Annotated in this window: 22 protein-coding genes; 10 read left to right on the top strand and 12 right to left on the bottom strand. The window is 73.8% G+C overall.

Annotation, left to right across the window (positions count from 1 at the left end; all coding sequences use genetic code 11):
• Positions 1–11: 11 nt before the first annotated feature.
• From AB0B85_RS27135 to AB0B85_RS27100, 8 genes are read right to left on the bottom strand one after another with little or no spacing between them, the layout of a single operon-like run.
• Positions 12–995: a DNA topoisomerase IB gene (locus AB0B85_RS27135; protein ID WP_357411784.1), complete on the bottom strand. Its 984-nt coding sequence runs from the start codon at positions 993–995 to the stop codon at positions 12–14.
• Positions 979–1,932, bottom strand: coding sequence for a glycosyltransferase family 9 protein (locus AB0B85_RS27130; protein WP_357411783.1), 954 nt, complete (start codon positions 1,930–1,932; stop codon positions 979–981). Before AB0B85_RS27130 ends, AB0B85_RS27135 begins: the two co-directional genes overlap by 17 nt.
• A complete protein-coding gene (locus tag AB0B85_RS27125) occupies positions 1,929–2,630 on the bottom strand; it encodes an SDR family oxidoreductase (protein WP_357411782.1) in 702 nt (233 codons plus the stop codon). Before AB0B85_RS27125 ends, AB0B85_RS27130 begins: the two co-directional genes overlap by 4 nt.
• Complete coding sequence (locus tag AB0B85_RS27120; protein ID WP_357411781.1) at positions 2,627–4,051, bottom strand: PfkB family carbohydrate kinase; 1,425 nt, start codon at positions 4,049–4,051, stop codon at positions 2,627–2,629. The genes AB0B85_RS27125 and AB0B85_RS27120 overlap by 4 nt, the downstream gene beginning before the upstream one ends.
• Before the next feature lie 17 nt (positions 4,052–4,068).
• Positions 4,069–4,773, bottom strand: coding sequence for an SIS domain-containing protein (locus tag AB0B85_RS27115; protein WP_357411809.1), 705 nt, complete (start codon positions 4,771–4,773; stop codon positions 4,069–4,071).
• Complete coding sequence (locus AB0B85_RS27110; RefSeq protein WP_357411780.1) at positions 4,770–5,987, bottom strand: glycosyltransferase; 1,218 nt, start codon at positions 5,985–5,987, stop codon at positions 4,770–4,772. Before AB0B85_RS27110 ends, AB0B85_RS27115 begins: the two co-directional genes overlap by 4 nt.
• On the bottom strand, positions 5,972–6,946 hold the full coding sequence (locus AB0B85_RS27105) for a glycosyltransferase (RefSeq protein ID WP_357411779.1): 975 nt from the start codon (positions 6,944–6,946) through the stop codon (positions 5,972–5,974). The genes AB0B85_RS27110 and AB0B85_RS27105 overlap by 16 nt, the downstream gene beginning before the upstream one ends.
• Positions 6,943–8,520 carry an HAD-IIIA family hydrolase gene (locus tag AB0B85_RS27100; RefSeq protein ID WP_357411808.1) on the bottom strand — a complete coding sequence of 526 codons (1,578 nt, stop codon included), beginning with the start codon at positions 8,518–8,520 and terminating at the stop codon, positions 6,943–6,945. Before AB0B85_RS27100 ends, AB0B85_RS27105 begins: the two co-directional genes overlap by 4 nt.
• Positions 8,521–8,782: 262 nt before the next feature.
• Between AB0B85_RS27100 and AB0B85_RS27095 the strand changes: the two genes are divergently transcribed.
• Together AB0B85_RS27095 and AB0B85_RS27090 are read left to right on the top strand one after the other, a co-directional pair.
• Entirely contained in the window at positions 8,783–9,229 is a 447-nt protein-coding gene (locus AB0B85_RS27095) for an SRPBCC family protein (protein ID WP_357411778.1), read from the top strand.
• A gap of 226 nt (positions 9,230–9,455) precedes the next feature.
• Positions 9,456–10,223 (top strand): polyprenol monophosphomannose synthase, encoded by a 768-nt coding sequence (locus AB0B85_RS27090; protein ID WP_357411777.1) that lies wholly within the window; start codon positions 9,456–9,458, stop codon positions 10,221–10,223.
• A 144-nt stretch (positions 10,224–10,367) separates the two neighbouring features.
• Here the strand turns inward: AB0B85_RS27090 and AB0B85_RS27085 are convergent, their stop codons facing one another.
• Entirely contained in the window at positions 10,368–11,975 is a 1,608-nt protein-coding gene (locus AB0B85_RS27085; protein WP_357411776.1) for an NAD(P)/FAD-dependent oxidoreductase, read from the bottom strand.
• A 72-nt stretch (positions 11,976–12,047) separates the two neighbouring features.
• Here AB0B85_RS27085 and AB0B85_RS27080 point away from each other — a divergent pair, with 72 nt between their 5' ends.
• A complete protein-coding gene (locus AB0B85_RS27080; RefSeq protein ID WP_357411775.1) occupies positions 12,048–13,481 on the top strand; it encodes an aldehyde dehydrogenase family protein in 1,434 nt (477 codons plus the stop codon).
• 69 nt (positions 13,482–13,550) lie between these two features.
• Here the strand turns inward: AB0B85_RS27080 and AB0B85_RS27075 are convergent, their stop codons facing one another.
• Positions 13,551–13,952 carry a ChaB family protein gene (locus AB0B85_RS27075; RefSeq protein WP_357411774.1) on the bottom strand — a complete coding sequence of 134 codons (402 nt, stop codon included), beginning with the start codon at positions 13,950–13,952 and terminating at the stop codon, positions 13,551–13,553.
• A 166-nt stretch (positions 13,953–14,118) separates the two neighbouring features.
• On the opposite strand from AB0B85_RS27075, the gene AB0B85_RS27070 reads away from it, so the two are divergent.
• The 4 genes from AB0B85_RS27070 (at position 14,119) to AB0B85_RS27055 (ending at position 16,487) form a co-directional block, all read left to right on the top strand.
• Positions 14,119–15,102 carry a YihY/virulence factor BrkB family protein gene (locus AB0B85_RS27070; RefSeq protein WP_357411773.1) on the top strand — a complete coding sequence of 328 codons (984 nt, stop codon included), beginning with the start codon at positions 14,119–14,121 and terminating at the stop codon, positions 15,100–15,102.
• Between the two features lie 102 nt (positions 15,103–15,204).
• Entirely contained in the window at positions 15,205–15,621 is a 417-nt protein-coding gene (locus tag AB0B85_RS27065; protein WP_110564927.1) for a DUF2795 domain-containing protein, read from the top strand.
• A gap of 51 nt (positions 15,622–15,672) precedes the next feature.
• Complete coding sequence (locus tag AB0B85_RS27060; protein ID WP_357411772.1) at positions 15,673–16,134, top strand: SRPBCC family protein; 462 nt, start codon at positions 15,673–15,675, stop codon at positions 16,132–16,134.
• A gap of 92 nt (positions 16,135–16,226) precedes the next feature.
• Positions 16,227–16,487 (top strand): hypothetical protein, encoded by a 261-nt coding sequence (locus AB0B85_RS27055; protein ID WP_357411771.1) that lies wholly within the window; start codon positions 16,227–16,229, stop codon positions 16,485–16,487.
• Here the strand turns inward: AB0B85_RS27055 and AB0B85_RS27050 are convergent.
• Positions 16,445–17,719, bottom strand: a complete 1,275-nt coding sequence (locus tag AB0B85_RS27050) for an MFS transporter (RefSeq protein WP_357411770.1) — start codon at positions 17,717–17,719, stop codon at positions 16,445–16,447. The two genes, AB0B85_RS27055 and AB0B85_RS27050, sit on opposite strands and share 43 nt — an antisense overlap.
• Positions 17,720–17,876: 157 nt before the next feature.
• Here AB0B85_RS27050 and AB0B85_RS27045 point away from each other — a divergent pair, with 157 nt between their 5' ends.
• Positions 17,877–18,086 (top strand): hypothetical protein, encoded by a 210-nt coding sequence (locus AB0B85_RS27045; RefSeq protein ID WP_357411769.1) that lies wholly within the window; start codon positions 17,877–17,879, stop codon positions 18,084–18,086.
• 228 nt (positions 18,087–18,314) lie between these two features.
• Entirely contained in the window at positions 18,315–18,665 is a 351-nt protein-coding gene (locus tag AB0B85_RS27040) for a DUF6401 family natural product biosynthesis protein (RefSeq protein ID WP_357411768.1), read from the top strand.
• Between the two features lie 65 nt (positions 18,666–18,730).
• Here the strand turns inward: AB0B85_RS27040 and AB0B85_RS27035 are convergent, their stop codons facing one another.
• Positions 18,731–19,543 (bottom strand): hypothetical protein, encoded by an 813-nt coding sequence (locus AB0B85_RS27035; RefSeq protein WP_357411767.1) that lies wholly within the window; start codon positions 19,541–19,543, stop codon positions 18,731–18,733.
• Between the two features lie 197 nt (positions 19,544–19,740).
• Between AB0B85_RS27035 and AB0B85_RS27030 the strand changes: the two genes are divergently transcribed.
• A complete protein-coding gene (locus tag AB0B85_RS27030; RefSeq protein ID WP_357411766.1) occupies positions 19,741–21,879 on the top strand; it encodes a SpoIIE family protein phosphatase in 2,139 nt (712 codons plus the stop codon).
• Positions 21,880–21,888 lie beyond the last annotated feature (9 nt).

Below are 21,888 nucleotides of genomic sequence, written 5' to 3'. Positions count from 1 at the left end.
CCCGCGCCCGCTCAGGCCTTCTCCAGCAACTCCAACACCACCCGCTCGGTCTCCTCGCGGGGCGCGCGCGGGTCCACCGACGCCACCACCCCGTCGTGGTACAGGTCGACCACCCGCGGATCCACGTACGACGCGCGCGCCACCGTCGGGGTGTTGCCCAGCAGTTCGGCCACCTCGCGCATCACCGCGACCACCGCCCTGCGCCGGGCGGTGACCGAGCGGGCCGGGCCGGCGGTGGCCAACTCGGTGGCGGCCAGCACCGTGGCGTGCCAGGTGCGGAAATCCTTGGCGGTCATCTCCCCACCGCTGGCGTCGCGCAGATAACCGTTCACCTCGTCGCTGCGCACGTCGCGCCAGTCCCGACCGTCCCAGTAGCCGAACAGCCGGTCCGCCCGCCGCCGCCGACGCCGCAGATTGACAAGCACCTGGCACAGCTCCGGGTCCTCGATCCGGCGTACCTGCTCGATGCCACCCTTGGCGGGAAACACAAGCACCACACAGCCGCGCCGGGACCGGGCGTGCTCGGGACGCAACGTGGACACCCCGTACGTCGGGTCGTCGCCGGCCGCGTACTGGTCGCTGCCGACCCGGAACATGCCCATGTCCAACAGGCGGGCCACAGTGGCCAGCACCCGGTCCCGGTTCAGCCCTCGGCCGTCCAGGTCACGGCCCACCCGCTCCCGCAACGCCGGCAGCCGCCGGGCCACCTCCAGCATGTGGTCGAACTTCGCCTCGTCCTGCTGCTCGCGCCACAGCGGGTGGTAGATGTACTGCTTTCGACCGGCGGCGTCGATCCCGATCGCCTGGATGTGCCCGTTCGGGTGCGGCGCGATCCAGACCTGCTGCCAGGCCGGCGGGATGACCAGCTCACGCAGGCGGGCCACCACCGCCGGATCCCGGACCGGCGCACCGGTCGGGTCGACGAAGAGCCAGCCCCGACCGCGCCGACGCCGCCCGTACCCCGGCCGAGCCGGGTCACTACGCCGCAACCGCACCGGAGACCCGCACCGTCCTCTCCACCTCGGTCACCGCGGCCAGCACCTCGTCGAGACGCAGAGCCGCCATGCTCGGGTGGCTTCCTACCCCGTCCCACCTGGGCCAATCCCCCTCGCCGGCCCAGAGCACCCGGTGCCGGGGCCGGTTCACCGGCGGCCCCCACCGCGCCGGCGGGACCGGCCCGAACAGCACCACCGACGCGGTGCCGAACCCGGTGGCCAGGTGGGCCACCCCGGTGTCCCCGCTGACCACCAGCCGGGCGTTCGCCACCACCGCGGCGAGCGCACCGAGGTCGGTCCGGCCGGCCAGCACGGCGTCGGACGGCAAGCCGGCTGCCTCCGCCACCCGGGCCGCCAGCGCCCGTTCGTCGGCCGAGCCGGTGAGCAGCACCCGGTGCCCCTGGTTGGTGAGCGTCCGGGCCAGCGCGGCGAACCGCTCGGCGGGCCACCGCTTGGCCGGGATCTTGCTGCCCGGATGCAGCACGGTGACCCCGGTGGGCCACCCCGCCGACCCGGGCCGACGCAGACCGAGGTCGGTGCCGTCGACCGGGATGTCGTACCAGGACAGCAGCCGGCACCACCGGTCCACCTCGTGCTCGTCGACGGACCACCGGGGACCGTCGGCGCAGCCGGCGGCGGAGTTGGCGAAGGCCAGCAGCCGGCCAGGCCGGGTGGCCGCCAGCAACCGGTGCGAGTGCGGACCGCGCCCGTGCAGGTTGACCGCGACCGACGGGGTCGACCCGACCCGCAGGGGCCGATCCAGCCCGGTGGTGTCCACCAGCCGGTCGACGCCGCCGACCAGGTCGACGAGCGGCGCCAGCCAGGCGGGGGCGGCGAGCGCCAACTCCGGCGCCGGGTACGCGGCCCGCAGCGCCCGCAGCGCGGGCACCGCGGTGAGCAGGTCGCCGACGCCGAGCGCGCGCAGCACGAGGATCACGGGTACGACGTCTCCTGCTCGGCGCAGACCACCAGCTCCCGCACCGCGCAGCCGGGCGGCTGGTTGAGCGCGAACATGATCGCGGCGGCGGTGTCGACGGGATCGTTGAGGATCGCGTCCGGCCCCGGCTTGTACTGCGGGTCACGCTCGTCGAAGAACGACGTGCGCATCCCGCCGGGGATCAGCAGCGTGACACCGACCTGGCCGGCCAGCTCGGCGGCGAGCGCGCGGGTGAAGCCCACCACGCCGAACTTCGCCGCGCAGTAGGCGGTGGCGTCGCTCACCGCCTTGACGCCGAGGGTGGAGGCGACAGTGACGACGCGACCCCGGGACGTCAGCAGGAACGGCAGGGCAGCCCGGATCACCGCCGCCGTGGCGAGCAGATCCACTGCGACGATCCGGTCCCAGGTCTCGCCCGGCACGTCGGCGAGTCGACCCGGCACGTCCGTGCCGGCGGCGGTGACCACCGCGTCCAGGCCGCCGGCCTGCTCGGCGAGGTGTCGGGTGGCCACCTCGGCGGCCCGGGTGTCGGCCAGGTCGCACTCGGTCCAGGACACCCCGTCGGCCGGCGGTTGCCGGTCCAGCACGATCGGCCGACCACCGGAGGCGGCCACCGCGGCGACCACCGCGGCGCCCAGCCCGCTCGCGCCGCCGGTGACCAGGACGGTGGGCCCGGCGCCGGGCCGCGTCGCGGTCATCGGGTGCGCTCCCCGACGGAACGAACGATCATGTCGGTGGTGGAGCGACCGTCCAGGTAGGGCACGACCACCGTGTTCCCACCCCAGCGGCGGAGGACCTCCGCCTCCGGCAGGGTCGCTGCGGCGTCGCCACCGCCGGTGGCGTAGTCGCCGCCCTTGACCCAGATGTCCGGGCGGACCCAGGACAGCGCCGCGTCCGGGGTCGGCTCGTCGAAGATGAGCACCGCGTCGACGCAGCTCAGTGCGGCAAGCAGCCGAGCGCGGTCCCCCTCGTTCATCACCGGTCGATCCGGCCCCTTCAGCGCGGCCACGCTGGCGTCCGAGTTCACGCAGACGATCAGGCAGTCGCCGAGCTGCCGGGCCGCCTGCAGGGTGGCCACGTGGCCCGCGTGCAGCAGGTCGAAGCAACCGCCGGTGGCCACCACGGTGCCGCCCTCGGCCCGTACCTCACCGAGCAGCGCGGCGACCGCCGCGATGCCCACCCGCTCGCCGCCCGGACCGGCGACGCTCGTCGGCGTGGGACGCACCGGCGGTGGCAGCGCCGCCGCCACTCCCCCACCGGCCACGTACGCGGACGCTTCGGCGACCGCCGCCTGCACCGCCTCGGAGACCAGCGCCCCCTGGGCCAACGCGAGACTGGCGGCGGCCGCGAACCGGTCGCCAGCCCCGCAGGTGTCCCCCTCGGCGCTGCCCGGGGTCGGCACCACAAGCGGTGTCGACCCGGCGTGGCAGAGCAGCGCGCCGTCCCCGCCAAGGGTCACCGCTACCGCACCGGCCCGCCAGCGGCGGCGCAGCCCCTGCGCGCCGCGCGACGCGGCGGCCAGCCGGGAGGCGCCGGGCAGGGCGGGGACCAGTTCCCGCACCTCCGACTCGTTCGGCGTGGCCAGATGGACGCCGGGGACCGCGGCCGGTCCGCGCGGGTGCGGATCCCACACCACCGGCGCGCGGGTGGCGGACAACGCGTCGCGCAGCGCCGGCTGCCGGGCCACTCCCCGGCCGTAGTCGCTGACCAGCACCGCGGATGCCGAGCCGATCACCCGGAGCACCTCGTCGGAGGGCTCCCCCGGCTCCCCCGACGTGCCGCCCCGGTCGTGGCGCAGCAGCACCCGCCCCCGGGCCCGCAGCCGGATCTTCTCCGGCGTCGCCCCGGACAGGGCCAGCGGATACACCTGCACGCCGGCCGCCGCGAGCAGCGCGCTCAGCCGGGCCCCGCCGGCGTCGTCGGCGAGCGCGGTCACCAGCACCACCTCGGCGCCCTGCGCGGCGGCGAACACCGCCGCCAGACCGGCGCCACCCGGTCGGTCGCTGGCGGCGGCCTCGTCCAGGACCGGCACCGGGGAGTCCGGGCAGAGCCGGTTCACCACCCCTTCCACGTCCCGGTCGAGCAGCGTGTCCCCGAGCACCACCACCGGTCCCCTCACGCCTACCTCCCCGTCCCTCACGCGTCGACCTGCTGTCCGGAGCCACCGTCGAGCACCACTTCCACCCCGGTGCGCACCGGTCCGGAGCGGAGCCGGCCGGCCGGATCGGGATCCGCCGGCAGGTGCCGGCCCACCGCCGGGTCGGTGCTCGCGGCCAGTTCCTGTTCGAGGTACTCGCAGAGCAGGTGGCTTGTCACCAGGTGCAACTCCTGCACGACCTGGGTGTCCGGCGACGCGACGGCCAGCACCTCGTCGCAGGCGTCGGCGAGCGGATTCGGGGCGGCGCCGGTGAGCGCCCAGGTGGTCAGGCCGGCGGCGCGGGCGGCCTGGGCGGCGCTCACCAGATTGGGGCTGCTGCCACTGGTGCTGAGCAGCAGCAGGACGTCGCCGCGACGGCCGTGGGCGCGCACCTGACGGGCGTACACGTCGGTGTAGCCGTAGTCGTTGGCGATGGCGGTGAGCGCGCTCGTCTCGGCGTGCAGCGCGATCGCGGACAGCGGCTGGCGGTCGTTGTGGAGTTTGCCGACCAGCTCGGCGGTGAGGTGCTGGGCCTCGGCGGCGCTGCCGCCGTTGCCGGCCACCAGCAGGCGTCCCCCGGCGGCCAGCCGGTGGGCCAGGTCGGCGCCCCAGCGGGCCAGCTGCGACTCGCACCGCCGGTACGGCACCAGCGCCGCGGCGAGGTTCGTCAGGTGGGTGTCGAGCAGGCTGCCGGCCGGCATCAGGCCACCACCCGGGCGGGCCGGCGAACGGCGGCGACCTCGCTGTAGACCTCGACCAGCCGCTCCGCGGTGGCCGCCCACGAGTACCGCGTGCGGGCCCGCTCGCGGGCCGCCGTGGCGTACGCGAAACGCCTGATCCGGTCGTCGAGCAGGCCCTGGATGGCGCCGGCCAGCGCCTGCGGGTCCCGGGCCGGCACGAGGTCACCTGTCGTCCCGTCGACAACGGTGTCCCGGATGCCGCCGACGGCGGTGCCGACGACCGGCACCCCACAGGCCATCGCCTCCAGCGGGGTCAGCCCGAACGGCTCGTACCAGGGTGCGGCGACGAGCAGGTCCGCCGAGCGGTACCAGCGGCCCATCTCCTCCCGGGGTACCGCGCCGACCAGGTGCACCCGGTCGGCCACTCCGCAGGTCTCGGCCAGGGCCCGCAACCGCCGGGCGTACGGGTCGGTCTCCAGCAGCCCTTCGGGCGGGCCGCCGACCACCACGCACTCGGCGTCACCGACCAGGGCCATCGCCCGGATCACGGTCTGGAAGCCCTTGCGTTCGACAAGTCGGCCCACGGTGAGGATCCGGGCCCGGCCCGGCTCACGGTCGGCGGCCGGCCCGAGCGGAGCGAACGTGGCGAGGTTGACGCCCGAGGGCACCACAGTCATCCGGGACCGGGGCACGCCCATCCGGACCAGCTCGCCCACCTCGTCGCGGCACTGCGCGACGATCCGGTCCACCGAGCGGCCCAACTCGCGCTCGTAGGACACCCGACGGGCCGGGCTGGTGTCCTGCACGCCCTGGTGGCGGCGCTTCACGGTGCCCAAGGCGTGGTACGTCTGCACCACCGGCACCCCGGTCTGTCGACCGGCCGTCAACGCCGCCAGGCCACTCATCCAGAAGTGCGCGTGGATCACCTCGGGCACCCAGTCCCCGCCGCGCCAGCGCTCGATCAGCCAGCTGCTGAACTCGCGCATGTGCGGCAGCAGCGCGTCCTTGGCCACCGGCTCGGCCGGGCCGGCGGGCACGTGCACCACGTCGTACCCGTCCGGGCTGCGGACGGTCACCGGCAGGTCGAGCGCGTCCCGGCGGGTGTAGACCCGCACCTCGTGTCCGGCGGCGGCGAGCGCGGCGGACAGCTCCGCGACGTGCGTGTTCTGGCCGCCGGCGTCCTCCCCTCCGAGGACGGCGAGCGGGCTGGCGTGCTCCGAGATCATCGCGATCCGCATACTTCCTCCTCCAGCAGCCGGTCCCAGTCAGCGAGGAAACGGTCGAGGCCGTACCTGTCCCGCACGGCGGTGCGCGCCGCCGCGCCGGCCTGGCGCGCGGTCGCCGGTTCGGCGATGAACCGGCGGGCGGCGTCGAGCAGGGTGTCGGTCCGGGTGGCGAGGGCGCCCGCCTCCGGTGGCACCGCCGTCACCGCCTCGGTGGTGGCGAGCGCGACGACCGGCATGCCGATCGCCATCGCCTCGATGAGGCTGAGCCCGAGCGAGGTCCACCGGCACAGGTGCAGGTACGCGCGCCGCCGGGCCAGTTCGGCGTGCATCCGGTCCTGGGGCACGTCGTCGTGGCTGATGAGCCGGTCGGCGGGCAGCCCGAGGTGGTCGGCCAGACCGGCGACGCCCATCCCGAACACGTCCAGCGGCGCAATCTCGGCGAACCGGGGCAGCAGGTCGGTGCCGGTGACCCGACCCCGCCGGACCGGCTCGTTGATCACCACGGCGAGCCTGTCGAGTTCGCCGGTGTAGGAGACGGCCGGGGCGACGATGCCGTGGTCGACAACTGTGGTGCGGCTGGTCCCGGTGTCCCAGAAGATCTGGTTGAACCCGGTGACGTGGGCGATGAGCAGGTCGTCGCGGTCGGCCATCGGGTGCCGGGTGTTGGGCACGTCGCCCTTCGGGGTGTTGTGTTCGACGTAGATGGCCGGGATGTCGCGCCCGGGTCGGCGGCGCAGCCACGCCTCGGCCCTGTCGATCTCCTCGGGTCGTTGCAGGATGACCACGTCGACGTCGGCGCCCGGCAGGTCCTCCGGGGTGACCTCGACCGCGCTGTCCGGCCAGGGGTAGGTGCGGGCCCGGCCGAGGCCGTAGGGGCCGCGGTCGGGTGTGGTGGGGATCAGGTACCGGTGAGCGCCGTGCACGAACGACGTGGTCCAGGAACCGTGCACGTGCCAGAGCAGGATGTTCATCGTCGGCCACCACCGCCGCTGACGGTGAGCGTCCGCAGCGCCTCGACCACCTCGTCCGGGTCGATGCCGCGCAGGCAGGGGTGCCCGGGGACCGGGCAGTTGGGCGCACGGGTGTCCCGGCAGGGTGCGGCGGCGTCGCCGATCCGGACGGTGGGCACCCGGTAGGGTCCCCACTGGCCGAACGGGACGGTCGGCGCGAACAGGCTCACCACCGGCACGCCGGCCGCGGCGGCCAGGTGCGCGGGCCCGGTGTTGCCGACCACCACCGCGCTGGCGTCCGCGATGATGCCGGCCAGCTCGGCCAGGTCGGTCCGCCCACCCAGGTCGGTGCCGCCGGCCGCAGCGACCCGGGCGGTGACCTCACGCTCGTCCGGGCCGCCGGTGACGAGCACCCGGTGCCCGGCGGCGGCCAGCGCCCCGACGATCCGGGTCGCCACCTCCGGCGGGCAGGCCCGGCTCGACGCTGCCGAGCCGGGGTGCAGCACCACGTACCCCGGGTCGCCGAGGCCGGGCGGGCGCGGCGGCACGGCGTCGCGGCGCAGCCGGAGCACAGGTTCGTCGCCGTCGGGCAGCCGGTGGCCGGCGGCGGCGGCGAGGGAGAGGGCACGTTCGGGTTCGGGAACGCCCACCGGCACCCGGTGCCGGATGTCCAGCAGCGAACCCGGGTAGTCGTCGCTGATCGCCGCGATCCGGCCGATTCCCGCCATCCGCAGCAGCAGCGCCAGCGGCAGCGCGGACTGGTGGAACGAGGTGAACACCACCGCCTGCTCCGCGTCGACCGCGTTCAGCCGCGCGGTGAGGCTCCGCAGGGCGTCCGCGTCGACGGGCCCCGGCGTGGGGTCGATCCAGGGCAACGGGTGTTCGATGATCTCGTCGACGCCGGGCAGCAGATCGGCGGCCGCCCGTCCGCGTGGCCCACACAACAGCACCACCCGCCGGGCCCCGGCCGCGACGGCACGGATCGCCGGCCCGGTCACCAACACGTCCCCCGCCGAATCCGAGCGGACCACCAACGCCGTGCGCACCTCCTCGGCCGGCGGGGTAGCCGGCCGCACTGCCTGTTGGCGGCGCAGGATCTCCTCCACCGCCGCCGGCAGGTCGGCGGCCACCCCGCCGGCGGCGGCGGTCTCCTCCGGTCGGGTCACCGGCGTGGGCACCAGCACCCCCGCCGCCCCGGCGGCCAGCGCGGCGGCGACGTCCCGGCCGATGTCGCCCACCAGCACGCACCGGGACGCGGTAGTGCCCAACTCCCGGGCGGCGGCGTACACCAGGCCGGGCGCCGGCTTGCGGCACGCACAGCCGTCGGCGTCGTCGTGCGGACAGACCAGCCAGGCGTCGAACCCGCCCAGCAACTCCTCGACGCGGGCGTGCACGGCTCGCATCTGCGCGTCGGTGAAATAGCCCCGGGCCAGGCCCGACTGGTTCGTCACGACCGCCAGGCGCAGCCCGGCCGCCCGCAACCGGTCAAGCGCGGCCCGCGCCCCCGGCACCGGCCGCACCTTCTCCGGGTCGCCGTTGTACGGCACGTCCTCGATCAGGGTGCCGTCGCGGTCCAGCAGCACCGCGTCGTACAGGACGGGTCGGGAGCTGCCGGCGGCGGGATGCCGGGACCCGGCCGTGCCGGCGCGGTCAGCAGCGGCGCAAACCGGGGCTGACCTGCGCTGATACGGATCCTCCTGGTCCTGTCGCACAGCCGGCGGGTTCCCGGCGCCCGAAGGAGTAAACGTGGTCGGTCGGCGGGTGGGCCGGCGGCGCCCGGGTCGGCCTTACCCGTCGCCCGGGAGAAGCTAACCCGTCGATCGTTAGCCAGCGCCCCGCCCGGGGTATGGCAATCCAGTGGCGATTGTGGAGAAAGTGATCGACGCGCCCCCGCAGCGGGTGTTCGACGTGCTCGCCGACGGGTGGACGTACAGCGACTGGGTGGTCGGCACGGCACATGTACGCGACGTGGACGACGCCTGGCCCCGGGTGGGCAGCCAACTGCACCACCGGGCCGGGCCGTGGCCGTTCTCCCTGCAGGACGCGTCGACGGTGCTGGTCTGCGAGCCGCCGCACCGGCTCGTGCTGAGGGCGGGTCTCTGGCCGGCAGGTGAGGCGATAGTGGCCTTCACACTGCAACCCGTCGACGGTGGCGCCACCCGGGTCCGCATCGGTGAGGACTTCGCCGCCGGTCCGCTGCGCTGGGTCCGCAACAAGGTCAACGACCTGGTGCTGCACCTGCGCAACCGGGAGACGCTCGACCGACTCGCCGACATCGCCACCCGACAGCCCGGGCAGCGGTGAAGCCGACGGTGGTGGTGACCGCCTGTCCGACGGCATCGACGCCGTCGCAGCGGTCGGCCGCCTGTCGCGGCGACCGGCCCGCACCGTACGCGACCAGCGGGATCGATGTCCGCCCTCGCCGGGACATCGCCGTACGCAACGCCCGGAAGGGGTGCCTCTTCAACCCGAATGTGACAACTGGATACCCTTTCCGGGAGCCCCCTGTCCGCAAACCGAGGATGTCCGCATGATCGAGCCTGTGCAGCTACCGTCGCCGTGGCGGGACGCACGCCTGACCGTCGTCGTGCCCACCTACAACGAGGCGGGCAACCTGCCCACGCTGGTGGAGCGGCTGCTCGCCCTGCCACTGCCCGGTCTGCGCATCCTCGTCGCCGACGACAACTCCCCCGACGGCACCGGCGACGTGGCCGACAAGCTGGCCATCGAGCACCCGGACCGGATCGAGGTGGTGCACCGGGCGGGCAAGGAGGGCCTCGGCCGGGCGTACGTCGACGGGATGACCCGGGCGATCGAGGGTGGCGCCGAGTACGTGGCGCAGATGGACGCGGACCTGTCGCACCCGCCGGAGGCGCTGCCGGGGATGCTCGGCGCGTTGCTGTCCACCCAGGCGAGCGTGGTGATCGGCTCCCGCTACGTGCCCGGTGGCGAGCTAGACGAGAACTGGCCGCTGTACCGGCGGGCCCTCAGCGGCTGGGCGAACCTCTACGTGCACACCCTGCTGCGGGTGCGCATCCGGGACCTCACCGCCGGTTTCAAGATCTGGCAGGCCGAGGCGTTGCGCGACATCGGCCTGGACCGGGTGCAGTCGAACGGCTACAGCTTCCAGGTGGAGATGCACTACCTCGCCACCAAGCTTGGGCACACCATCCTGGAGGTGCCGATCCGCTTCGAGGAGCGGCAGGAGGGCCTGTCCAAGATGACCACCGCGACCAAGGTGGAGAGCGCCCTGATGCCGTTCCGCCTGCGCAGCAAGCACCGCAACATCACCCGCTGAACCCAAACCCACCCCACCCGGCCCTCCCCCACCCCGGCCTCCCCGGTTGATCATGAGGTTATTGCCACTCGCCTCGGCGTGTCGTCGCCATAACCTCATGATCAACGGACGAGGCGAGGGGGGTTGGGGGGTTGGGGGGGTGGGTCAGTTGGGGTAGACGGCCCGGTGGGCGGTGGCGATGGCCGCGGCGTAGGCGCGGCCGGTGAGGGCGCGGTCACGGGCCAACGCGGCGCGGGCCGCGTTCGCCCCGGGCGCGCCGTGCACCCCGCCGCCGGGATGCGCCGACGCGCTGGCCAGGAAGAGCCGGTCCACCGGGGTGTCCGCGCGGCCCAGGCCAGGGATCGGGCGCAGGAACAGCTGCTGGTACGCGGCAGCGGTGCCGCCGCCCAGCGCGCCACCGACCAGGCTCGGATTGGCCTGCTCCAGCTCGGCCGGTCCGGCCACGTGTCGGCCGACGACCAGCTGTCGGAAACCCGGTGCCGCCGCCTCCAGCGCGTCCTCCATCCGCTGCACGTGCCCGGCGACGTCCTCGGCCCGCCAGTCCCGTCGAAACGGCAGGTGGGTGTACGCCCAGAGCGACTCGGTGCCCGGCGGGGAGTGGCTGGGCTCGGCCACCGACATCTGCCCGACCAGCAGGAACGGGTGGCGGGGCAGCTCGCCCCGGGCCAGCTCACCCGCGTAGTGGGTCAATCCGTCGAGGTCCGCGCCGAGGTGCACGGTGCCGGCGCCGGCCAGCTCCCGGTTGGTCCAGGGCACCGGCGCGGAGAGGGCCCAGTCCACCTTCAGCGTCGACCCGTCCCACCGGAAGTGCGCCAGATCCTCCACCAGCCGCGACGGCAGCGCCGCCGCGCCGACCAGGTCGAGGAACAACGCGGGCGCGGGCACGTCGGCGAGCACGGCCCGGCGGGCCCGCCACAGGGTGCCGCCGTCGGTGCGTACGCCCATCGCCCGGCCGCGGGCGGTGAGCACCCGGTCGACGCGGGCGCCGTAGCGGATCGTCCCTCCGCGCTCCTGAAGCCGGGCCACCAGCGCGTTGGTGATCTGCTGCGCCCCGCCCTCGGGCACCGGCCAGCCGATCTGCTGGCCGAGCATGGCCAGCAGCCAGCCGTACACCCCGGAGCCGGCCTCCTCCGGGGACAGGTCGGTGTGCAGGGCGCAGCCGGCCAGCAGGGCCGGCCCGCCGGCACCGTCGAAGAGTTCGTCGCCGAGCTTGCGGACCGGTACCACCAGGCGTCGCGCCAGTCGCAACGCACCGGCGACGTGCAGCCGACGCAGCAGGCCCAGCCCGCCGCGTACCGGTGGGAACGGCGTGGTGATCGCTGTCAGCATCGGCTCGGCCACGTCGACCCAGTCGGTGTAGGCGTTGAGCCAGCGCTTGCCGTCGCCGGGGGCGAACTGTTCGAGCGAGGCGGCCGTGACGTCCGGGTCCCGGTTGATCACCGCGGCCCGACCGTCGGGCAACAGGTGCGCCAGCACGTCCGGCGCGTGCCGCCAGGACAGGCCGTGCCGACCCAGGTCGAGCCCGCGCAGCACCGGTGAGGCGTACCCCAGGGGGTAGAAGGAGCTGTAGAGGTCGCTCAGGTAGCCGGGCGCTGTCACCTCGGCGGAGCGGATCGCGCCGCCGGGCACCGCTGTCGCCTCCAGCACCACCACCTCCCAGCCGGCGTCCGCGAGCAGGTTGGCCGCCACCAGGCCGTTGTGACCGGCCCCGACGACGACGGCGTCCACGCTCTGCGCGGCGGTGGTTGTCATCCGATCCGGCTACCCGGCACGCAACCGGGCGAAACGCGTTTGCCCCGCCAGGGCCGGGGCATCCAGCGCCGCATGTACACGGTTACGCAGTTGGTGGGTGGGGTGTGGGGCGCGGGCGGCGACGGCGGTGAGCTGGTGGTCCGTGACCCGGCAGACGACTCGCCGGTCAGCACGGTGCCGGTGGCCACCGCCGACGAGGTCGGCAAGGCGACGCAGGCGGCCCGCAACGCGGCCGCCGAGTGGGCGGCGACCCCGCCGGCCGAGCGGGCCGCGGCGCTGCACCGGGCCGCGGACGCGGTGGCGGCGACCGCCGGGGAACTGGCCGAGGCGGTCACGGCGGAGATGGGCAAGCCGTTGGCGGACGCCCGCGGCGGCGTCGAGGCGGGCATCGGCACCCTGCGACAGTACGCGGAGCTGGCTCCGCTGCGCGGAGGGCGGACCCTCAACGGCGGTGTCGACGCGCTCGACTTCCTGACTCCGCAACCGCGCGGCGTGGTCGCGGCGCTGACGCCCTGGAACGACCCGGTGGCGGTCTCCTGCGGGCTGCTCGGTGCCGCCCTGGTGACCGGCAACGTCGTGCTCTACAAGCCGAGCGAACGGACCCCCGCGACGGGTTGGCTGCTGGCCCGGGCCCTGGACGCGGCGTTGCCGGCCGGCGTGTTGTCGCTGCTCACCGGCGGTCCCGAGGTCGGTGCGGCGCTGGCCGCCCAGGAGGTCGACGTGGTGGCGCACGTGGGATCCACGGCGACCGGGCGGGCGATCGCCGCCGCCGCGGCCCGCACCGGCGCGAAGGTGCTGCTGGAGAACGGGGGCAGCGATCCGCTCATCGTCGACGCGGGTGTGGACCCGCAGTGGGCGGCGGAGCAGGCCGCGCTCGGTGCGTTCGCCAACGCCGGGCAGATCTGCGTGGCGGTGGAGCGGCTCTACGTGCACCGGGAGGTGGCCGAGGAGTTCGTGGCGGCGCTGGTCCGTCGCGCCACGGCACTGCGGCTCGGGCCGGGCCGCGACCCCGGCGCCGAACTGGGCCCGCTTGTCGACCGCCGGCACCGGGATCAGGTCCACGGTCAGGTCGCGGCGGCGGTGGCGGCCGGCGCCCGGGTGCGGGTCGGCGGCGCGGTGCCGGACGGGCCGGGGGCGTTCTATCCGGCCACAGTCGTCACCGACTGCCGGCACGACATGCCGTTGGTGCGGGAGGAGACGTTCGGGCCGGTCGCCCCGGTGGTGGTTGTCGACTCGTTCGACGAGGCGCTGCGCTGCGCCGCGGACTCCCCGTACGGGCTGGCCGCCACGGTGCTGACCACGTCGATGAGCCACGCCCAGCGGGCCTGGCGGGAGTTGCCGGTGGGCACCGTGAAAATCAACGCGGTGTTCGGCGGCGCGCCCGGCGGGGCCGCGCACCCACGACGGGCCAGCGGGCAGGGCTTCGGTTACGGCCCGGAACTGCTCGACGAGTTCACCGCCACGAAGGCGGTGCACATCGAGGCGCCGGGCGGCGGGCACTGGTGAACGGTACGGGCGGACGCAGGGGTGGCGCGTCCGCCCGTACCGTGTCGGTGTTGTCCGCCCCGGCGGTGCTCAGCCGCCGCGGGCCTTGCGGGTGGCCCTGTCGTTCGCCTTCTCGATCGCCTTGACCAGCTCCGGTTTGGTCATGCTTGACCGGCCGGGGACGTCGAGCTCGCGGGCCACCGACATGAGGTGGTCCTTGCTGGCGTTGGCGTCCACGCCACCGGCGGTTGGGGCACGCCGTTCCGGCCCGCCGCCAGCGGCCTGCTCGTCGCTCGGACCCTTGCGGTCCTTCGGCTCCCAGTGGTCGCCAACCTTCTCGAACTGGTGCTTCACCGCGGCGAAGGCGGTGCGGTGCGACCGCTCCCCCTCGCCGTAGGTCTCCACCGCCGAGTCGTGGGTCTTCTCCCAGGTGCGCTGCGCCTTCTCCGGGGAGCGTCGCAGCGTGCTGGGCAGGTCTTCGCGCCCGGGCATCTCGTCCTCCTCCGCGTCGGTCGGATCCCCCTGACGTTCCCCGGGCTTCCCTGCCTAAACGGTCGCGCGCGGCGGTCGGGTTTGTCGATTTCCCGGTGCGGGTACCGGCGGGCCAGGCCCGACCGGACGACCGGTCATCCGGTGGCCGGGGCGCAGGGAGCGGGACATGACGACCACGGAGCCCGGTACGACGCGCGGTGCGCGCGACCCCGCCGTTCCCCACCGGATGCGGCAGTTGAGCTGGCGGACCTGGCGCGGGGTGCTGGTCCGCAGCGGACAGAACTTCGTCAACGACAACTGCTCCGACTGGGCCGCCGCGCTCACCTACTACGGGGTCCTGGCGCTCTTTCCGTCCGCCATCGTGGTGGTGGCCCTGGTCGGTCTGGTCTCCAGCGGCGAGCAGACCGTCGACACCGTCGTCGACCTGGCCCGGCAGGTGGGCGCCGGCTCGGTGCTCACCGACGACGAGAACGGTGTGATCGGTGTGATCCGGGCGGTGGTGCTCCAGCAGAGCAACCCCAAGCTGCTGCTGAGCTTCGGTCTGCTCGGTGCGCTGTGGTCCGCGTCGGGTTTCATCGGCGCGTTCACCAGGGCCTCGAACGCCATCTACGGGGTGACCGAGGGCCGGCCGGTCTGGAAGCTTCGGCCGTTGCAGATCGGCCTTGCCGCGATCACGTTGGTGCTGCTCGCTGTGGTCGCCCTGGCGCTCATCGTCAGCGGCCCGGTCACCGACGCGGTCGGCGACCTGATCAACGCCGGGGGCCTGGCCCGGACGGTGTGGAGCGTGGCGAAGTGGCCGGTGCTCGCCATGGTCATGATGGTGCTGCTGTCGCTGCTGTTCTGGATCGCGCCGAACGTGCGCCAACCCCGCTTCCGCTGGCTCACCCCCGGCGGCGCGGTGGCTCTGGTCTCCTGGGCGGCTGTCTCCTTCGGCTTCGGCCTCTACGTGGCCAACTTCGCCTCGTACAAGACGACCTACGGCAGCCTGGGCGCGGCCATCGCCTTCCTCGTCTGGCTCTACCTGTCCAACTCGGCGCTGATGCTGGGCGTGCAGATCAACGCCGAGGTGCAGCGCGGACGGCAGTTGCAGGCCGGCGACCCCGACCCGGACGACCCGGTGCTGCCGCCCCGCCGGCCCGCCGACGACTGAGCCGCCGGTTTCGGGCCGCCCGTCCGGTTCGGCGCTGGACCCTGGGTCCGTTCGTGGCCCGGTGCCGGTTTAGCCGGCAGGGTGCCGGGTAGCGCAGAAGGCATGGAGCGTGGCAACAGCAAGCACGGACCGAGGATCGACGAACAGATGAGTCAGGAGGTCAGCGGCCTCGTGCAGGGGCCGGGGACCGGTGGCTCTCGGGTCGACGAGTCGCGGGTGCCGGAGCCGGCGGGCGAGGACCAGCCGGAGACGACCACCGCCCCGGCCGGCGACCTGCGCACCGGCACCCCGCAGGGGATGAGTTCCACGGACGTCGAGCAGCGTAGCCGGCTCGGCCGGTTCATCTCGATGAGCGCGCTGCCGGGCGACCGCCTGGTGCTGATCGCCAGCGCCCGCGAGAACGAGGCGCCGGACGACATCGTGGCGGCGCTGGAACGACTGCCCGAGGGCACCCTCTACCAGACGGTCTCCGAGGTGTGGGCCGCTCTCGGCAACAAGAACGAGACAACTCGCTGGTGACGAGTCGTCCCCCGACTCGATGACCACCAGCGGCTGAAGGAGGTTCCCAGAATGAGTGGCGTTACCGAACATGTGGACGTGTCAGTGCCCGTACGCACCGCGTACGACCAGTGGACGCAGTTCGAGCAGTTCCCCGAGTTCATGGAGGGGGTGTCGGAGGTTCGGCAGCTCTCCGACACGATGACCCACTGGACCGTGGACATCGCCGGGGTCAAGCGCGAGTTCGACGCCGAGATCACCGAACAGCTGCCCGACGAGCGGGTCGCCTGGCGCTCGACCGACGGCACGCAGCAGGCCGGCGTGGTGACCTTCCACCGGCTCGACGCGGACAAGACGCGGGTCACCCTCCAGCTCGAGTTCGAGCCGCACGGCGTGGTCGAGCAGGCCGGCGACAAGCTCGGCATCGTCGACCGGCGGGCCAAGGGCGACCTGGAGCGGTTCAAGACCTACATCGAGCGGCGCGGTCAGGAGACCGGCGCGTGGCGCGGCGCGGTGGACCGTCCGCAGCCCTGATCCGTGCCCACCCGACACCCGATGGCCGCCGGAATCCCGGCGGCCATCGCCGTGCCCGTTTGCGATCATCGCGCCCGGGTACGGCTGAAGGCATGACCGACGACGACATCAGGGTGTGGCGGGACGAGGAACGGCTTCCGTTGGAAGAGCTGGAGCAGGCCGTGTCGGGCTCCAGCCTCGACGGGCAGGCCGACGACGTGACAGGCAACGACGCCGGCGAGGAAGCCGCGTTCGGGCACGGGCCGGCCGCCTCGGACCGCGACGGGCAGGCCCGGGGCAACAGCCGGGAGGCGACCGACCCGGAGCGCCCCTACCGTCCCTCCACCACCGGAAGGACCGGACCGGACGTCTGACCCTCGGGTTGGGTGGGCACCGGCGGCCCGCTGGGTCGGCCGGTAGAGCGGCGGGCTCCCCACTCGTAGAGGGCGATCAACGCCAGGGCGAGCACCACCAGGGCCGAGCCCAGCACCTGCACCGACGTGTTGCCGATCAGCACACCGAGCCCGGCCGGGACGAGCGCCGCGCCGACACCGGCGGCGCCGATCTGCAACCCGATGGCCCGGTCCGCGTGGGACGTGCCGACCCGCTCGGCGGTGGTGAGGGTGAGCAGCGGGAACACCGGCGCGGCGGCGAACCCGACAACGACCAGGCCGAGCACCGCCAACGCGGCCGGACCGGGTACGGCGATCAGGCCCGCGCCCACGGCCATCCCGACGAGGCTGACGCGCAGCACCAGCGTGGCCCCCAGGCGTTCGGCCACCACGCCCTGCACGACCCGACCGACGAAGAGACTCCCCCAGTACGCGGAGACGCAGCCGCCGGCCACCGCCGCGCTCAGCCCCCGACCCTCGGTCAGCAGCAGGAACGCCCACAGGCCGGTGGACACCTCGATGGCGACGTACAACGCGAAGGCGAGCGTCCCGGACCACACCGCCGGTAGCCGCAGGGTCGCCCGGATCGGGACCCGGACGGCCGGCGAGGGCGCGGCCCCCGGGGCGGCCTCGGTGGGGGTCGGACGGTCGCGGCGCCAGGCCCGCACGGTGAGCGCGAACGCGGTGGCGAGGGCGAGCTGGGCGGCGGCCACGATGCCGTACCCCCAACGCCAGGACAGTCCGGCGCTCAGCACCCCGGTCATGATCAGCGGGCCGATCGCCACGCCCAGCCCGAAAAAGGCGTGCAACCAGTTCATGTGGCGCGGCCCGAAGGCCCCGGCCGCGTACGCGTTGAGCCCGGAGTCGACAGCGCCGGACCCGAGCCCGAGCAGCAGCGCACAGCCCACCAGCACCGCCAGTACCGGGCTCAGGGCATAGCCGGTCAGGGCCAGGCTGGCCAGCAGGGTGCTGCCGGCGAGCAACGCGCCCACCCCGATGCGGGCCAGCGTGAACCCGGCGAGCACGCTCGAGGTCAGATAGCCGACGGTGCCCGCGGTGAGCACCAGGCCGACCGCCTCGGTCGGTACGTCGAAGTCGCCCCGGATCGAGGGCCAGCCGACCCCGAGCAGGCCGTCGGGCAGGCCGAGGCTGACGAAGGCGAGGTAGGCCAGCAGGAGCAGGGAGGCGCGGGGACGCGCGGACGCGGTGGACACGGGACACCATCCTGCCGCAGGGCACCCTAGTACCGTCGACCTCCGATCGCGCGGCGCGCAAAGAAGTCGTGTCCGGACGGTCGAGAAAACGGACAGCTCATCCAGAATCGGCCGATCGGAGGACGGCAAACGGGCTGACTCGCGTAAGAATTTCGGGATGCATCAAGGCTCCGGAATCCTCTCGCCGCGTCAGCGCCGGCTCGCCTGGCTCGGCTTCATGCTCGCCGCCCTGCAGGCACCCGTGTCCGCCCGGCTGGTCGCCGACGACTCGTGGCTGTTCAGCCTCTGCGTCGCGCTGATGGTGGCGACCGTGATCATCGCCGACGACGCGGCGCGGCGTCGCCCGGCCGACGCGACAAGCGACTGACCCACGCCGCCGGGCGGGGCTTCGCGCCCGGTCGGCCGCGGCTGCTGATCCGGTCCGCCCGGCCGCTGTCGCATCGCCGGCGCGGTGCGGTGAAACGCCGGTGATTCTCCTGCTGACCCGTCTGTGCCGGATCAACCCCCACGGTCAGCCGGAACGGCCAGTGGCGCGGCAGACATCCACCGAGTGGCCGACGGCGACGTCGTCACCTGTCGGTTAGCCTCGGTCACCATGCGTGTGCCGTTCAACCGGGTCGCCACCCGTACCGCCGTCGACTCGGCGCGGTCCACCCTGGCCGCCCTCACCGTCTCCCTCGGCACCGTCGGGCTCGCGGCCGCCGCCGCGCGACCGGGGCTGCTGGCCCTCGTCGACCAGCACGCGGCCGCCGTGCGGGACAGCCTCGACGGTGACCGCCAGCCACTTACCGCCGCCGCCCTCGCTGGCTACGCCGAGGGGGTCCGCGCCGCCGCGCTCGAGCACGGGTGGGTGCCCCCGGACGGGCCGGTGGACTGGAGCCAACCGGAGTGGCTGCTCACCCGACTGCTCGCGGTCTGCGCGCTGGCCCGCTCGCTCGGCGACTGACCGACGACGGGGAGGGCACCCCGCGTCGTACGCGGAACACCCTCCCCACCTGCCGTGCGGTCTCGCTACGAACGGTATTGCGGAGCTTCCTCGTCCACCCGAGGCATCGCCTGGGTGCGATCGCCCCCGCGGTCGGCCATCTGCCGCTCCACGTCGCTGCGCCCGGCCACGTTGGCCTGACGCTGCTGCTGCACCGCCCGAGCCTCCCGGGCGGCCCGTTCCAGCCAGCCGTCCCAGCGGTTCTGCATCGGCTTGACCAGACCACCACCGACGCCGACGATCAGGATGCCGGCCACCGTGGCGAGCACCGCGATCAGCACCGGGGTCGTCACCGTGGTGGCGATACCGACCTGGTTCAGCGCGGCGATCACGCCGAGCGCGATGATGAAGATCGCCGTGAGGTCGGCCAGCACCTTGCCGTACGACAGCCCGCCCAGCGCCCCGGTGACCAGATCCCGGACGGCGTTGGCGATCGCAGCCGCCACCACCACGATGACGATCGCGATGAACGCCCGCGGTAGCCAGGACACCACGCCGCTGATCAGGTCACTGATCGCGTTGGGCCCCCAGACGCCGAACGCGAACTGCAACGTGAACAGCAGGACGGCGTAGTAGGCCAGTCTGGCCAGGATGTCGGAGGCGTCGTACTTCGTTCTCTCCAGGGCCCGTTTGATACCGCCACGTTCGACCGCCTGGTCGAAGTGCACCCGTTCCAGCACCGTATCCACGATCTTGAGGACGGCTCTGGCGATCAGCCAGCCGACCACCAGGATGACGATGAAGGCCACTGCCTTCGGGATGAAGAGCAGCACCGACCTCCAGGTGTCGGCGATGGCATCGCCGATGTCGGCCTGCCGGACCGCGAGGGTTTTCAGCATGATGTCCCTCCTGTCGCATGGACTGCGCCGGGCGCATACCCGGCTACCGGTCCGGCAGTCCGCGCAACGCGCCGTGTTTTCCCAGCCGGCCGACGAACAGGGGTCCTGAACTGCCCAGACGGGCAGTACGACGCCGACGGCGACGCCCCGCCGCCATGATCGGATGCCTTTTCCGACGAGCCGACTAGGCTGCGGACATGCCAGGAACGGTCGGGCGAGTCCCCACGCCAGCAACTCCCGTCCCGGGTGCGTCCACCGTCACCGGTACGGCCGCTGCCGTGCTCGCCCACAACTGGGCCGACACCGCGCTGGGCCCACCGGAGAGCTGGGACGTGGCGATCCGGGCCGTCATCGACCTGATCCTCGCCTCGCCGATGCCGATGGCCCTGGCGTACGGCGACGACCTCGTCCTGCTGTACAACGCCGCGTACGCCGAACTGCTGGGCACCAAGCACCTGAGCGCCCTCGGCCGCCCGGCCGCCGAGGTGTTCGCCGAGATCTGGGCGCTGCCCGGCGTCGGTCAGGTGTTCGAGCGCACCTACCGGCAGGGCGTGCCGTTCCTGGAGAAGGAGTCCACCCTGCCGCTGGTGCGGGGGCACTCCGCGACGGTGGAGCAGGCGGTCTTCACCCGGGGCTACTCACCGGTGCGGGACAGCACCGGACAGATCGTCGGCACGTTGACCGTCGCCGCCGAGACCACCCACGTGACCGAGCAGTTGCAGAGCCTCAGCGAGGTCGCCGCGGCGCTGGCCGGCACGCTCACCCTCGACGACGTGGCCCGGGTGGCGCTGCGGTACGCGATCACCACGTTCGACCCGGACCAGGCCTCGTTCGCGGTCGACGAGGGCGGCGGCGGTTGGCGCATGGTGCGTCGGGTCCGGGGGGAACTGCTTGACGAGGCCGACGAGCGGCTTCCGCCGCTGTGGCGGCGCGCTCCGGCGGGCTGGTCGGCCCCGGTGGTGCAGGCGGCCCGCTCCGCCGGCCCGTTCTTCGTCGGCGACGGGCAACCGCTGCGGGAGATCGCGGTGGACCGCCACGACCAGAAGATCCGCTCGATGGCGGCCCTGCCGCTTGGCACCTCGGTGGTGCGCGGTGGGCTGGCGGTCGGCTACCAGGTGCCGCACACCTGGTCGCCCGCCGAGCGGGCGCTGCTGGCCGCCTCGGTCGAGCTGATCGGCCAGGCCGCGGAGCGGGCCCGCCGGTTCGAGACCCAGCACGGCACCGCCCAGTTGTTGCAGCGCAGCATGTTGCCGGAGCACCTGCCGGACCTGCCCCGGTTGCGGGTGGCGGCCCGCTACGACCCGGGGGTGGACGGCAACGCCGCCGGCGGTGACTTCTACGACGCGTTTCTCCTGCCCGGCGGCACGCTCGGTGTGGTGCTGGGCGACGTGGCGGGTCACGATGTGCAGGCCGCCGCGCGGATGGGACAGGTCCGGGCGGCGCTGCGCGCGCTGGCCCTGGCCGACCCGGCGCCCGACGCGGTGCTGGCCGGGCTGGACCGGCTGGTGACCAGCCTGGGCGCGGAGGCCGGCACGCACGAACTCTTCGTCACCGTGGCGTTCGGCGTGATCGACGCGGAGCGGCGGGAGCTGACCCTGGCCAGCGCCGGTCACCCCGCACCGCTGATCCGTCGTGGCGACCCGGAGGGCCGCTGCCACGCCGAGTACGTCGACGTGCCGGCCGGTCCCCCGCTGGGTCTGGGCGGCCGGCCGGGCACCATCACTGTCGCGTTCCGCCCCGGTGACACAGTGCTGCTGTTCAGCGACGGGGTGGTGGAGCGTCGTCGGCAGAGCCTCAGCGCCGGGCTGGCCACCCTCGGCGACGCCGTCGCGAAGGCCGGCAGTGGCGACCCCCGGGCGCTCTGCGCCGTGGCCACCGCGGCGGTGCCCGGCAGCACCGAGGACGACGTGGCGGTGCTGGCGGTCGAGCACGCGCTCAAGCCGAGCCGTTCGGCGAGCATGGAGGTCCCCGCGGAACCGACAGCGCCCAGCCGGGTGCGGCACTGGATGACCGGGCAGCTCACCGAGTGGCAGGTGGCCGACTCGGTGATCGGGGCCGCGGTGTTGTGCACGAGCGAGCTGACCACCAACGCGTTGCTGCACGCCGGCACCGCCGCCCGGGTGGAGATCGACCTCAGCCCCGAGCGTCTGCTGGTCTCGGTAGCCGATTCCGGCACGCGGGGCACCGTGACCCGCACCCGCACCGACACGTTGAGCAGTCGTGGGCGGGGGCTGGGTCTGATCGAGGAGCTCAGCGACGCCTGGGGCACCGACCCGTCGGTCCGTGGCTCCACTGTCTGGTTCGAGATTCTGACGCCGCCGGCCACGCATCCCTGAGTGGCCCGC

Source organism: Micromonospora sp. NPDC049044 (assembly GCF_040649215.1).
Taxonomy (GTDB): domain Bacteria; phylum Actinomycetota; class Actinomycetes; order Mycobacteriales; family Micromonosporaceae; genus Micromonospora.
Note: the sequence above shows the minus strand (reverse complement) of the source record. Positions and strands in the feature narration are given on the sequence as shown.

Coding starts and splice junctions, on each gene's coding strand:
- AB0B85_RS27125 (WP_357411782.1), bottom strand. CDS start 2,630: ATGACCGCGACGCGGCCCGGCGCCGGGCCCACCGTCCTGGTCACCGGC.
- AB0B85_RS27110 (WP_357411780.1), bottom strand. CDS start 5,987: ATGCGGATCGCGATGATCTCGGAGCACGCCAGCCCGCTCGCCGTCCTC.
- AB0B85_RS27105 (WP_357411779.1), bottom strand. CDS start 6,946: ATGAACATCCTGCTCTGGCACGTGCACGGTTCCTGGACCACGTCGTTC.
- AB0B85_RS27090 (WP_357411777.1), top strand. CDS start 9,456: ATGATCGAGCCTGTGCAGCTACCGTCGCCGTGGCGGGACGCACGCCTG.
- AB0B85_RS27085 (WP_357411776.1), bottom strand. CDS start 11,975: ATGACAACCACCGCCGCGCAGAGCGTGGACGCCGTCGTCGTCGGGGCC.
- AB0B85_RS27080 (WP_357411775.1), top strand. CDS start 12,048: ATGTACACGGTTACGCAGTTGGTGGGTGGGGTGTGGGGCGCGGGCGGC.
- AB0B85_RS27075 (WP_357411774.1), bottom strand. CDS start 13,952: ATGCCCGGGCGCGAAGACCTGCCCAGCACGCTGCGACGCTCCCCGGAG.
- AB0B85_RS27070 (WP_357411773.1), top strand. CDS start 14,119: ATGACGACCACGGAGCCCGGTACGACGCGCGGTGCGCGCGACCCCGCC.
- AB0B85_RS27065 (WP_110564927.1), top strand. CDS start 15,205: ATGGAGCGTGGCAACAGCAAGCACGGACCGAGGATCGACGAACAGATG.
- AB0B85_RS27060 (WP_357411772.1), top strand. CDS start 15,673: ATGAGTGGCGTTACCGAACATGTGGACGTGTCAGTGCCCGTACGCACC.
- AB0B85_RS27055 (WP_357411771.1), top strand. CDS start 16,227: ATGACCGACGACGACATCAGGGTGTGGCGGGACGAGGAACGGCTTCCG.
- AB0B85_RS27045 (WP_357411769.1), top strand. CDS start 17,877: ATGCATCAAGGCTCCGGAATCCTCTCGCCGCGTCAGCGCCGGCTCGCC.
- AB0B85_RS27040 (WP_357411768.1), top strand. CDS start 18,315: ATGCGTGTGCCGTTCAACCGGGTCGCCACCCGTACCGCCGTCGACTCG.
- AB0B85_RS27035 (WP_357411767.1), bottom strand. CDS start 19,543: ATGCTGAAAACCCTCGCGGTCCGGCAGGCCGACATCGGCGATGCCATC.
- AB0B85_RS27030 (WP_357411766.1), top strand. CDS start 19,741: ATGCCAGGAACGGTCGGGCGAGTCCCCACGCCAGCAACTCCCGTCCCG.